General features: G+C 70.4%; 12 protein-coding genes. 2 read left to right on the forward strand and 10 right to left on the reverse strand.

Annotated features, from left to right (window positions below; translation table 11 throughout):
• Window positions 1–364: 364 nt before the first annotated feature.
• On the reverse strand, window positions 365–1024 hold the full coding sequence (locus IG62_RS0124125; protein ID WP_030807002.1) for a TetR/AcrR family transcriptional regulator: 660 nt from the start codon (window positions 1022–1024) through the stop codon (window positions 365–367).
• A gap of 166 nt (window positions 1025–1190) precedes the next feature.
• Between IG62_RS0124125 and IG62_RS0124130 the strand changes: the two genes are divergently transcribed.
• Window positions 1191–1826 carry an NAD(P)-dependent oxidoreductase gene (locus tag IG62_RS0124130; protein ID WP_030807005.1) on the forward strand — a complete coding sequence of 212 codons (636 nt, stop codon included), beginning with the start codon at window positions 1191–1193 and terminating at the stop codon, window positions 1824–1826.
• A 59-nt stretch (window positions 1827–1885) separates the two neighbouring features.
• On the opposite strand, the gene IG62_RS0124135 is transcribed toward IG62_RS0124130, so the two are convergent.
• A complete protein-coding gene (locus tag IG62_RS0124135; RefSeq protein ID WP_030807008.1) occupies window positions 1886–2713 on the reverse strand; it encodes a nucleotidyltransferase domain-containing protein in 828 nt (275 codons plus the stop codon).
• Between the two features lie 38 nt (window positions 2714–2751).
• Window positions 2752–3264 carry an NUDIX domain-containing protein gene (locus IG62_RS0124140; protein WP_030807010.1) on the reverse strand — a complete coding sequence of 171 codons (513 nt, stop codon included), beginning with the start codon at window positions 3262–3264 and terminating at the stop codon, window positions 2752–2754.
• A gap of 184 nt (window positions 3265–3448) precedes the next feature.
• On the opposite strand from IG62_RS0124140, the gene IG62_RS0124145 reads away from it, so the two are divergent.
• The gene (locus tag IG62_RS0124145) at window positions 3449–4573 is read left to right on the forward strand and encodes a glycerate kinase (RefSeq protein ID WP_030807013.1); all 1125 of its coding nucleotides are present in this window, start codon (window positions 3449–3451) and stop codon (window positions 4571–4573) included.
• An 83-nt stretch (window positions 4574–4656) separates the two neighbouring features.
• On the opposite strand, the gene pssA is transcribed toward IG62_RS0124145, so the two are convergent.
• The 7 genes from pssA to ccrA form a co-directional block, all read right to left on the reverse strand.
• The gene (pssA, locus tag IG62_RS0124150) at window positions 4657–5517 is read right to left on the reverse strand and encodes a CDP-diacylglycerol--serine O-phosphatidyltransferase (RefSeq protein WP_030412971.1); all 861 of its coding nucleotides are present in this window, start codon (window positions 5515–5517) and stop codon (window positions 4657–4659) included.
• On the reverse strand, window positions 5504–6151 hold the full coding sequence (locus IG62_RS0124155) for a phosphatidylserine decarboxylase (RefSeq protein ID WP_030807016.1): 648 nt from the start codon (window positions 6149–6151) through the stop codon (window positions 5504–5506). The genes pssA and IG62_RS0124155 overlap by 14 nt, the downstream gene beginning before the upstream one ends.
• Window positions 6152–6320: 169 nt before the next feature.
• Window positions 6321–7526 (reverse strand): acyl-CoA dehydrogenase family protein, encoded by a 1206-nt coding sequence (locus IG62_RS0124160; protein ID WP_030412969.1) that lies wholly within the window; start codon window positions 7524–7526, stop codon window positions 6321–6323.
• 5 nt (window positions 7527–7531) lie between these two features.
• Window positions 7532–8056 (reverse strand): MaoC family dehydratase, encoded by a 525-nt coding sequence (locus IG62_RS0124165; RefSeq protein ID WP_030412968.1) that lies wholly within the window; start codon window positions 8054–8056, stop codon window positions 7532–7534.
• A gap of 5 nt (window positions 8057–8061) precedes the next feature.
• Entirely contained in the window at window positions 8062–9024 is a 963-nt protein-coding gene (locus IG62_RS0124170) for an HpcH/HpaI aldolase/citrate lyase family protein (protein WP_030807020.1), read from the reverse strand.
• Window positions 9021–11057 (reverse strand): protein meaA, encoded by a 2037-nt coding sequence (locus IG62_RS0124175; RefSeq protein WP_078872207.1) that lies wholly within the window; start codon window positions 11055–11057, stop codon window positions 9021–9023. Before IG62_RS0124175 ends, IG62_RS0124170 begins: the two co-directional genes overlap by 4 nt.
• 15 nt (window positions 11058–11072) lie before the next feature.
• Window positions 11073–12410: a crotonyl-CoA carboxylase/reductase gene (gene ccrA / locus IG62_RS0124180; protein WP_030807027.1), complete on the reverse strand. Its 1338-nt coding sequence runs from the start codon at window positions 12408–12410 to the stop codon at window positions 11073–11075.
• Window positions 12411–12442: the final 32 nt, after the last annotated feature.

The raw sequence follows: 12442 nt of genomic DNA on the forward strand, positions 1-12442 counted from the left end.
ACGAATCGATCTGCTCAACCGTCAGCGACTTCTCACACAGTCACACCAACGAGCCCCACCCCACACGGTCACACCACATGCGGTTGCAGTACTAGGGGGTGGTCGAACAGATCCCGTAGGGGACACGGGCGCCCCTTGCAGGCCACAACGCGGTGGGGGTGCGGCCAACTCCCGTGGCGCGGGCGGGAGATGAGCGCGAAGACGCTGCCGCTCCCGTGCGTCTCCGGTGCCCCGCTGCCGCACCGGTGTATCGAGGGTGCCCCGCTGCCGCACCGGTGTGTTCACGGCGTCCCGGCGTATCGCCCCGATGCCTCGACGGCGTCCCGGTGTCGCCGCCCTGGTGTCCACGGTGCCCCGGCGGGTGCTACGGCGTACCCGGCGGTCGGAGTCCGTCGAGCAGGGCGCGGACGGTTTCGGTCGCGAACTCCCGCTCGTCTTCGGGGAGCAGGGCGCCGGCGGGCGCCTTGGCGTCGAAGAACAGGTCGAGGAAGGCGCGGTGGAAGCAGGCGCCGATGAGCAGGGTGGCGGCCGCGTGCGGGTCGATGCCGGAGGCGATCCGGCCCAGCTTCTGCTCGGCCGTCAGGTAGGCGGCCAGGTGCTGGACGGCGTTCTGCGGCCCGTCGGTGCCCAGTTCGTCCAGCTTGCGCCGGTGGGTGTCCAACAGCTCGGGGCTGGCGAAGAGCGAACCGGCGATCGGGAACGAACGCCGGTAGAAGCGCAGGGCCGTCAGCGCCACCTCCTCCAGATGCCGGGCCGGGCCGCCCTCGTCCCCGACGGCGTCCGGCAGCCGCCGCAGCGCGTCCGAGAACCGCGGTGCGCGCTCGTGCAGCACCCGGACGAAGATCTCTTCCTTGTTGCGGAAGTGCTTGTAGAGCGCCGCCTCGGAGCAGCCGGCCTCCCGGGCGATCTGCTTCGTCGTCGTACGGGTCAGGCCCACGGTCGTCATCAGCGCGGCGGCGGCGTCGAGGATGCGGGAGCGCGTCAGCGCGCCTCCGGTCAGGGGAGCGGCGGCGTCGGAGGTCATGGGAAGAGCTTACCTTGACAGGTGGGTGAATACTCACTCACTCTGGTTGGTGAGCGCTCACTCACCTCACTTCTCCCGCTCCGTCCCGGGCGGGCGTAGTGGGCGTTCGTCCTGCTCGTTCCGGTTCTCCGCTTGTTCCGCGGCCCAGCTCGTCCCGGGAGGGACCATGAAACTCACCATCCTCGGCGCGTCCGGCGGCGTCGGCCGGCAGCTCGTCACCCACGCCCTGGCCGATGGCCACCAGGTGACCGCCGCGCTGCGCAGCCCGGAGAAACTGACCGAACGCCACGAGCGGCTGACGGTCGTCCGCACCGACCCGTTGGACCCCGCCTCCGTCAAGGCCGTGGTTGACGGTGCCGACGCGGTGCTCTCCGGGATCGGCCAGGCCGGCCGGCACGATCCGCTGCGCCCGGCGTCCACCTCCGCCCGGGCCGTGGTCGAGGCGATGACCGCCACCGGCGTACGGCGGCTCCTGGTGGTCAGCGCGGCCCCGCTCAACCGCACCGGCGCCGGCCAGCCGTTCCTCGGCCACCGGGTGTTCGGGCCCCTGCTGTGGGCCGTCCTCAAGGAGGTCTACACCGACCTGACGCGGATGGAGGCGGTGCTGCGCGACAGCGGCCTCGACTGGACCGCGGTCCGCCCGCCCCGGCTGCTCGACCGCCCCGGCGAGGGCCGCTACCGCCATGCCGTCGAGGCCGGACCGGCCGGTTCCGTCATCGCCCGCGCCGACGTGGCCCGGGCCATGCTCGACTTCGTCACCGACCCCCGCACCTACGGCCACGCGGTCGGCGTCAGCCGCTGACCGCGGACCCGCTACGGCGGACCCTCACCCCCGGAGACGGTGCGGCGGCCACACACCACTCACCCGCGCTCCGATGACGCCGCCCCGACCACGCCCCGTACCTCGTCCACCAGCCGCTGCGCCTCCTTCAGCGAGCCGCGGAGCTCCGCTTCCGTATGGCCGGGGTGGGCGAGCAGGGCGGTGGCACGGGGGGCGAAATCGGGTGGGGTGTCCGGCAGGGCTGCGGCGGCCGCGAGGGCGCCCTTCTCGTTGAGGCACCAGGCGCCGTGGTGCGCGTACAGGGCCTGGACGAGCTGACCGACGGCCCGGGACAGACACAGGGACGCGTGCAGCACGTCCTGCGCCGCGGACGACTTGCCCGCCATCGCCACCGAGAAGCCGGCGTCCCAGACCGCCGTGCCGGTCAGGGACGTACGCAGCGCGGGAGGGTAGGCGCGGGTCTCCTCCTTGAGGCCGGACAGCTCCCCTTCGGTGTCGGCGAGCACCCGGCCCAGCGCCACCTCGCCCGGGTACGCGGGCGACCAGAAACCGAGCGGATGACCGGCCTGCATCCCGGTCTCGAAGCGGCCCGCCCGGCAGTCCTCCCAGACCCGCCGCACCCGGTCGAGGTCGCGCAGGATCCAGTCCACATGGCGGCCGTCGGGCAGTACGAGCCAGGCCCCGCCGTTCACCCACGGCCCCCAGGCCCCCGGCCCGAACACCTCGACCGGCCCGCCGGTCACCTCGGCGGCCAGCGCCTCCAGCGCCTTCAGATCCGGCTCGCCCCGGTAGTACACCCCCAGGTCCCAGTCGGAGTCCGCCCGGTGCGTCCCCCGCGCCCGGCTCCCCCCGAGCATCACCCCGACGACTCCCGGCACCTGCGCGATCCTGGCGGCGATCTCTTCCATGCCGGCCACCCTAGGTTCCCGGGTGGCCGGCGATCACGTCATTTTCGGGTGGCGACCGCTCCCGCGGGCGGGACGCCGTCCTCCAGTTCCGCCGGGCCGCCGCCGTCCGCGAGGGCCTTCAGGGCGGCGCCGATGCGCAGGGCCATCTCCGGGCTGACCAGGGTCCGGGCTTCCTTCCAGTCGACCAGGCGCCAGGACAGCAGCTCCTCCTCCTGGAGCCGGATCGCGGCGAACCGGTCCGCGTCCAGCACCCCGCCGTCGAAGAGGTACGACACCAGCGGCGGCCGCCCCTTCCCGCGGACCCAGTCGACCGCGAGCAGCGGGCCCAGCTCGACGTCCAGGCCGATCTCCTCGGCGGTCTCCCGGCGGGCGGCCTGCCGCGGCGACTCGCCGTCGTCCGACTCGACGGTGCCGCCCGGCAGGATCCAGGTGTCGCGGTAGTTGGGCTCGACGAGCAGGATGCGGCCCTGCGCGTCACGGAGGAGGGCACCGGCGCCCGCGAGCACGCGGGGCAGGCCGGCGATGTAGGTCGCGTAGTCCAAGGTCGTCACGGGCGCGAGCCTAGAGCCTGCCCGGGGGATCTTCGAGGCGCATTCCGGGGCGCTCGAAGCGTCCGCGTACCGGAGTGCCCTGTTCGCAGCGCCGCGCGCCGGATAAGGTCGCAGCGGCGCGACTGCCAGTTCGAAAGCAAGGGGAAACACGGTGGCGGACGCAGCAAGGACACACACAGCACATGTGCTGATCGCCGCGGACAAGTTCAAGGGATCGCTCACGGCCGTCGAGGTCGCCGAGCACGTCACGGCCGGTCTGCGGCGCGTGGTCCCCCATCTGGACGTGGCGGCCGTCCCGGTCGCGGACGGCGGTGACGGGACCGTCGCCGCGGCGCTCGCGGCCGGCTTCACCCGCCACGAAGCGCGGGTCACCGGCCCCACCGGCACCCCGGTGACGGCCACCTTCGCGCTGCGCGAGGACGGCACCGCGGTGGTGGAGATGGCGGAGGCGTCCGGCCTCCAGCACCTCCCCGAGGGCGTCTTCGCGCCCCTGACGGCGACCACGTACGGCACCGGCGAACTGCTGCTCGCGGCCCTGGACGCGGGCGCGGCCACGATCGTCTTCGGCGTCGGCGGCAGCGCCACGACCGACGGCGGCGCGGGCATGCTCGCGGCGCTGGGGGCCCGGTTCCTGGACGCGGACGGCAATCCGGTGGCTCCCGGTGGCGGGCCGCTGCGCGAGCTGGTCACCGCCGACCTGTCGGGCCTGGATCCCCGGCTGGCCGGGACGGAGTTCGTGCTCGCCAGCGACGTGGACAATCCGCTCACCGGCCCCAAGGGCGCCCCGGCGGTCTACGGCCCGCAGAAGGGCGCGAGTGAGCAGGACGTCGCCACGCTGGACGCGGCGCTCGCGCACTACGCCCAGGTGCTGGAGCGGGCGGTCGGCCCGAAGGCCGCCGAGTACGCGCTGGCGCCCGGCGCGGGCGCGGCCGGCGGGATCGGCTACGGCGCGCTGGTCGGTCTGGACGCGACGTTCCGGGCCGGTATCGACGTGATGCTGGAGGTGCTCGGCTTCGCGCCGGCGCTGGCCCGCGCCACGTTCGTGATCACCGGCGAGGGCTCGCTGGACGAGCAGACGCTGCACGGCAAGGCCCCGGCCGGTGTCGCCGCGGCGGCCCGGGCGGCGGGCCTGGACGTGGTCGCGGTCTGCGGCCGGCTCCAGCTGCCGCCGGAGGCCCTCACCCGGGCCGGTATCCAGCGTGCGTACGCGCTGACCGACCTGGAGTCCGACCCGGCCCGCTGCATGGCCGAGGCGGGTCCGTTGCTGGAGCGGGCGGCGGAGAACCTCGCCCGCGACTTCCTGGTCTGACCGCGGAGCGCGAGAACGCCGGGAGCCCCGGGCGAATCGTTCGCCCGGGGCTCCCGGCGTTCTGTGCGAAGCTTCCGCTCCCGCTAGGGGAGCTGCGCGGCCCGCGACTCGGCGCGGGACTCGCGGCGGTTGTCGCGGAAGGTGTTGACCCGGCGGGCCGTGGCGAACACCGGGATCATGGCGCCCAGGACGATCTGCAGCGAGCAGCCGGTCTGCAGCAGCAGCTGGCCGCCGGGCGCGTCCAGCGCCCAGGCCGCGAGCATGCCCATGCTGAGCACGATCCAGCTGAGCATCGCCACCGCGAGCCGGCCCCGCGGCTTGGGGTACTCGACCCGGCTCACCATCAGCCAGGCCACCCCGATGATCGCCAGCAACGTCGGCAGGAACGGCAGCTCCAGCAGCACGATGGCGACGACGGTCAGCGCGCCGAACGGGCTCGGCATGCCCTGGAAGATGCCGTCACGCAGGGTGACGCAGGAGAACCGCGCGAGCCGCAGCACCACCGCCAGCAGCACCACCACCGCCGCCACGACCGACACCCGCTGGTGCGCGTCCTGGGCGACCATGCCCCAGGTCACGACGAAGTACGCGGGCGCCAGTCCGAAGCTGATCAGGTCGGAGAGGTTGTCGAGCTCGGCCCCCATCGCCGAGGCCCGCAGCTTGCGCGCCACCAGCCCGTCGAAGAGGTCGAAGACCGACGCGAACAGCATCAGGATCACGGCCATGGCCGCGCTGTGCCGGGCCATTCCGCCGTCCTCGGTCCCCGTGAGGTGCGGGATGAGCACGCCGGTGGTGGTGAAGTACACCGCCATGAAGCCGCAGATGGCGTTGCCGAGGGTGAGGGTGTCCGCTATTGACAGCCGCGTCGACAGCGGCATGTCGTCCTCGTCCTCGTCCGTCTCGGGCGCCCAGCCCGCCTGCGTCTCAGGATCAATCACGGTCAAGACGTGTCACCCCCGCGGTGGTGGCCTGGCCGACCTCGACCGCGACCTCGACGCCCTCCGGGAGGTAGACGTCGACGCGCGAGCCGAAGCGGATCAGCCCGATCCGCTCGCCCTGCTCCACCTTGGTGCCCTGCGGCACGTAGGGGACGATGCGGCGGGCCACCGCGCCGGCGATCTGCACCATCTCGATGTCGCCGAGCTCGGTGTCGAAGTGCCAGACGACCCGCTCGTTGTTCTCGCTCTCCTTGTTGAACGCCGGAACGAACCCGCCGGGGATGTGCTCCACGGACGTCACCGTGCCGGCCAGCGGCGCGCGGTTGACGTGGACGTTCAGCGGGCTCATGAAGATCGCGACGCGGGTGCGCCCGTCCTTCCACGGCATGATGCTCTGCACCACGCCGTCGGCCGGAGAAATGACGCGGCCCTGGGCAATCTCCCGCTCCGGGTCGCGGAAGAACCACAGCATGCCCGCCGCCAGTGCGGTGGTGGGCACGGCAACAGCGGCCCAGCGTCCCGACCGGCGGGACCGGGCGAGGCTGACCGCCGCCGTGGCAACGGTCGGCAGGAGCCACGGCGACGCTCCGCGCGCGAGGCGGACGCGACCGCGTTGTGCAGAGGATTGGCTGTGGGGCATGGATGACCTTCGTAGCGGAGGATGCCGCGTAGGGATACGGGGGACGGCGGCTTTCCCGGATGCTATCGGTTGCGAGCGGCAACTGGCCAAGAGCCAGAGCCAATCCGTGGCCGAAGAACAATGACGGGGTGTGATCTTCGTCTAGGCCAAACTGACCTAAACCGGACATTCACGCCTGGATTCGGTACTCCTCCAGTAGCCGGCGACCAATGATCATTTTCTGGATCTCGGCGGTACCTTCACCGATCAGGAGCATCGGGGCCTCCCGGTAGAGGCGCTCGATCTCGTATTCCTTGGAGAAGCCGTACCCGCCATGGATGCGGAACGCGTCCTCCACGACCTCCTTGCAGTACTCGGAGGCGAGGTACTTCGCCATGCCCGCCTCCAGGTCGTTTCGCTGACCGGAGTCCTTTTTGCGAGCGGCATTAACCATCATGGCATGGGCCGCTTCGACCTTTGTCGCCATTTCGGCCAGTTTGAACTGGATCGCCTGGTGCTGGGCGATCGGCTTCCCGAAGGTGTGCCGCTGCTGCGCGTAGGAAACGCCCAGCTCGAAGGCGCGCTGGGCGACGCCGCAGCCGCGCGCGGCGACATTGACCCGGCCGACCTCGACGCCGTCCATCATGTGATAGAAGCCACGTCCGCTCTGGCCGCCGAGCACCCGATCGGCCGGGATGCGCAGCCCGTCCATGATCAGTTCGGTGGTGTCGACGCCCTTGTAGCCCATCTTGTCGATCTTGCCCGGGATGGTCAGGCCGGGCCGCACCTCGCCGAAGCCGGCCTCCTTCTCCACGAGGAAGGTGGTCATCGACTTGTGCGGAGCGGTGCCCTCCGGGTGTCCCTCGTCCGTACGGCACAGCACCGCCACGAGCGTGGACGAACCGCCGTTGGTGAGCCACATCTTCTGGCCGGTGAGGACGTAATCGTCGCCGTCCCGCACACCCTTGGAGGAAATGGCCGAGACGTCCGAGCCGAGCGCCGGCTCCGACATCGAGAAGGCGCCCCGGATTTCGCCGGCCGCCATCTTCGGCAGGAAATAGTCCTTCTGCTCCTGCGTGCCGTGCTGCTTGAGCATGTACGCCACGATGAAGTGGGTGTTGATGATGCCCGAGACGCTCATCCAGCCGCGGGCGATCTCCTCGACGGTCAGCGCGTAGGTGAGAAGGGATTCACCCAGTCCGCCGTACTCCTCGGGAATCATCAGGCCGAACACGCCGAGTTCCTTCAGGCCCTCGACGATCTGCGTCGGGTATTCGTCGCGGTGTTCCAGCTCCGTGGCGACCGGCAGGATCTCCTTGTCCACGAAGTCGCGGACGGTGGAGAGGATTTCCCGCTGGATGTCGGTCAGGCCCTCGGTCTGCGCAAGACGGGTCATGGCGGTCACTTCTCCTTCTTGGCCGCGGGGGCCGCCAGCTCGGGGCGGCCGGGCTGCTCGCCGCCGCGCTCCTTGATGTACGTGGCCGTGGGGACCATGACCTTGCGGCGGAAGATGCAGACCAGGGTGCCGTCCTGCTTGTAGCCCTTGGTCTCCACGTACACGATTCCGCGGTCCGACTTCGACTTCGAGGGCGTCTTGTCGAGCACCGTGGTCTCGCCGTAGATCGTGTCGCCGTGGAAGGTCGGCGCCACGTGCTTCAGCGACTCGATCTCGAGATTGGCGATGGCCTTTCCGGAGACGTCCGGCACCGACATGCCCAGCAGCAGCGAATAGATGTAATTGCCGACCACGACGTTCTTGCCGAAGTCGGTGGTCTGCTCCGCGTAGTTGCTGTCCATGTGCAGCGGGTGATGGTTCATCGTGAGCAGACAGAAGAGGTGGTCGTCGTATTCGGTGACCGTTTTCCCCGGCCAGTGCTTGTACACATCGCCGACGGTGAACTCTTCATAGGTGCGGCCGAACTGCATCGCGCTCATGCCTCCGGGGCTTCGAACTTGGATGTACGGATCATGCCGGCGGCCCGGCCCTTGCCGGCGACGACCAGGGCCATCTTCCGGCTCGCCTCGTCGATCATCTCGTCACCGAGCATCGCGGACCCCTTCTTGCCGCCCGCCTCCGAGGTGTGCCACTCGTAGGCGTCCAGGATCAGCTCGGCGTGGTCGTAGTCCGCCTGGGACGGTGAGAACACCTCGTTGGCGGCCTCGACCTGGCCCGGGTGCAGCACCCACTTGCCGTCGAAGCCGAGCGCGGCGGCGCGGCCGGCGACCTCCCGGTACCCCTCCACGTTCTTGATCTGAAGGTAGGGGCCATCGATGGCCTGCAAATCGTAGGTCCGCGCGGCCATCAGAATGCGCATCAGAATGTAGTGATACGCGTCCGCGCCATAGCCGGGCGGCTGCTCGCCGACCACCAGGGACTTCATGTTGATCGACGCCATGAAGTCGGCCGGGCCGAAGATGATGGTCTCCAGCCGCGGCGAGGCACCGGCGATCGCGTCGACGTTCACCAGGCCCTTGGCGTTCTCGATCTGCGCCTCGATGCCGATCCGGCCGACCTCGAAGCCCATGGTCTTCTCGATCTGCGTCAGCAGCAGGTCCAGCGCCACGATCTGCTGAGCGTCCTGGACCTTGGGCAGCATGATGCAGTCCAGGTTCGGTCCCGCGCCCTCGACGACCGTGATGACGTCCCGGTACGTCCAGTGCGTCGTCCAGTCGTTGACCCGCACGACCCGGGTCTTGCCGGTCCAGTCGCCCTCGTTCAGCGCCTCGACGATCGTGTGCCGGGCGCCCTCCTTGGCGAGCGGTGCGCAGGCGTCCTCCAGGTCCAGGAACACCTGGTCCGCCGGCAGGCCCTGGGCCTTCTCCAGGAAGCGCGGATTGCTGCCGGGCACCGCGAGGCAGGAGCGCCTCGGCCGCTGCCGGTTCACCGCCGTCATGCGGGGACCTCCAAGGGGTCGAGCTGGTTCGCCGTCCGGATCTCGTCGACGATACGGCCGATGATCTCCGTAATACCGAAGTCCTTGGGCGTGAAGACGGCCGCCACTCCGGCCTCCCGGAGCGCGGTCGCATCGGCCGAGGGAATGATGCCGCCGACGATGACCGGGATGTCGTCGACGCCGGCCCGCCGCAGCCGGGCCAGCACGTCCGGCACCAGCTCCGCGTGCGAGCCGGAGAGGATCGACAGGCCCACGCAGTGCACGTCCTCGGCGACCGCCGCCGAGACGATCTGCTCCGGCGTCAGCCGGATGCCCTGGTAGATCACCTCGAAGCCGGCGTCCCGGGCGCGTACCGCGATCTGCTCGGCGCCGTTGCTGTGCCCGTCCAGCCCGGGCTTGCCGACCAGCAGCCGCAGCTTGCCGCTGCCGAGCTCGGCCGCCGTCTTGGCGACCTTCTCGCGGACCGCGGCCAGCGGGCTGCCCGCCTCGGCGGCGACCGCCAGCGGGGCGCTGGAGACGCCCGTGGGCGCCCGGAACTCGCCGAAGACGTCCCGCAGGGCCCAGGCCCACTCGCCGGTCGTCACACCGGCACGGGCGCACTCCAGGGTCGCCGCGAAGAGGTTGGTGTCGCCGGCCGCCGCCTTCTTCAGCGCCGACAGCGCCTCCTGGGCACGCCCCTCCTCACGGTTGTCCCGCCAGTCGTGCAGCCCCCGCACCACCCGCGCCTCGTTGGCCGGGTCGACGGTCATGATGGCGGTGTCGAGGTCCGCGGTGAGCGGGTTGGGCTCGGTCGACTCGAAGCAGTTCACGCCGACGATCTTCTCCTCGCCGGCCTCGATCCGCCCCCGCCGCTCGGCGTGCGCGGACACCAGCTGCGACTTGAGGTAGCCGGATTCCACCGCGGCCATCGCGCCGCCCATCTCCTGGATCCGCTCGATCTCGGCCAGGCAGTCGGTGACCAGCGCGTCCACCTTGGCCTCGATGACGTGCGAGCCGGCGAAGATGTCCTCGTACTCCAGCAGGTCGCTCTCGTGCGCGAGGACCTGCTGGATGCGCAGCGACCACTGCTGGTCCCAGGGCCGGGGGAGGCCCAACGCCTCGTTCCAGGCCGGGAGTTGGACCGCCCGGGCGCGGGCGTCCTTCGACAGCGTCACGGCCAGCATCTCCAGCACGATCCGCTGGACGTTGTTCTCCGGCTGGGCCTCGGTCAGGCCGAGCGAGTTGACCTGGACGCCGTAGCGGAAGCGCCGCTGCTTGGGGTTCTCGATGCCGTACCGCTCGCGGGTGATGTGGTCCCAGATGCGGCCGAAGGCGCGCATCTTGCACATCTCCTCGATGAACCGGACGCCGGCGTTCACGAAGAACGAGATGCGGGCGACCACGTCGCCGAACTTCTCCGGCGGCACCTGCCCGGAGTCCCGCACGGCGTCGAGCACGGCGATCGCGGTGCTCATCGCGTACGCGATCTCCTGGACCGGGGTCGCGCCGGCCTCCTGGAGGTGGTACGAGCAGATGTTGATGGGGTTCCACTTGGGGATGTGGGCCACCGTGTACGTGATCATGTCGGTGGTGAGCCGCAGGCTCGGCCCCGGCGGGAAGACGTGCGTCCCGCGCGAGAGGTACTCCTTGACGATGTCGTTCTGGGTCGTCCCCTGGAGCTTGGTGATGTCCGCGCCCTGCTCCTCCGCGACGACCTGGTAGAGCGCCAGCAGCCACATGGCGGTGGCGTTGATGGTCATCGAGGTGTTCATCTGGTCCAGGGGGATGTCCTGGAACAGCCGGCGCATGTCACCGAGGTGGGACACCGGGACCCCGACCCGGCCGACCTCGCCGCGGGCGAGGACGTGGTCGGGGTCGTAGCCGGTCTGCGTCGGCAGGTCGAACGCCACCGACAGACCGGTCTGGCCCTTGGCGAGATTGCGCCGGTACAGCTCGTTCGACGCCTCCGCCGTGGAGTGACCGGCGTACGTGCGCATCAGCCACGGCCGGTCCCGTTCCCTTCGCCCCTGGGACTGAGGGTGACGTTCTGTCATGGGTGCCTCCCGGCCTCAGACGTTCCGGAAGCGGTTGATGGCGTCGAGGTGCTGGGCGCGCATCTCCTCGTCGCGCACGCCCATGCCCTCCTCGGGCGCCAGCGCCAGCACGCCGACCTTGCCCTGGTGCAGGTTGCGGTGCACGTCGTACGCCGCCTGGCCGGTCTCCTCCAGGGTGTAGGTCTTCGACAGGGTCGGGTGGATCTTGCCCTTGGCGATCAGGCGGTTGGCCTCCCACGCCTCGCGGTAGTTGGCGAAGTGGGAGCCGATGATCCGCTTCAGCGACATCCACAGGTAGCGGTTGTCGTACTCGTGCATGTAGCCCGAGGTCGAGGCGCAGGTGGTGATGGTGCCGCCCTTGCGCGTGACGAAGACGCTCGCGCCGAAGGTCTCGCGGCCGGGGTGCTCGAAGACGATGTCGATGTCCTCGCCGCCGGTGAGCTCGCGGATGCGCTTGCCGAAGCGCTTCCACTCCTTCGGGTCCTGGGTCTGCTCGTCCTTCCAGAACTTGTAGCCCTCGGCGTTGCGGTCGATGATCGCCTCGGCGCCCATCTTCCGGCAGATCTCCGCCTTCTGGTCGCTGCTGACGACGCAGATCGGGTTGGCCCCGCCGGCCAGCGCGAACTGCGTGGCGTAACTGCCGAGGCCGCCGCTGGCGCCCCAGATCAGGACGTTGTCGCCCTGCTTCATCCCGGCGCCGTTGCGGGACACCAGCTGGCGGTACGCGGTCGAGTTGACCAGGCCCGGGGCCGCCGCCTCCTCCCAGCTCAGGTGCTTGGGCTTGGGCATCAGCTGGTTGGACTTCACCAGCGCGATCTCGGCGAGGCCGCCGAAGTTGGTCTCGAAGCCCCAGATGCGCTGCTCGGGGTCGAGCATGGTGTCGTTGTGCCCGTCGGAGGACTCCAGCTCGACGGACAGGCAGTGCGCGACGACCTCGTCGCCGGGGTTCCAGGCGTTGACGCCCGGGCCGGTGCGCAGGACGACGCCGGCCAGGTCGGAGCCGATGACGTGGTACGGCAGGTCGTGGCGCTTGGCCAGGTCGGAGACCTTGCCGTAGCGCTCCAGGAACCCGAAGGTCGACAGCGGCTCGAAGATCGAGGTCCAGACGGAGTTGTAGTTCACGGAGGAGGCCATCACGGCCACCAGCGCCTCACCGGGTCCGAGCTCGGGGACCGGGACGTCGTCGACGTGCAGCGACTTGCGCGGGTCCTTCTCCTTGGTGGGCAGGCCGGCGAACATCTCGGCCTCGTCCTTGTGCACGGTCACCGCGCGGTAGGACTCGGGGATGGGCAGCGCGGCGAAGTCGGCGCTGGTGGTGTCAGGCGCAAGGATTGCGTCCAGGATCTCGTTCACGGTGTGCCTCCGGCGGGTGGGGCCGCCCCTGC

It is taken from the genome of Streptomyces sp. NRRL S-337 (assembly GCF_000720175.1).
Lineage (GTDB): Bacteria > Actinomycetota > Actinomycetes > Streptomycetales > Streptomycetaceae > Streptomyces > Streptomyces siderophoricus.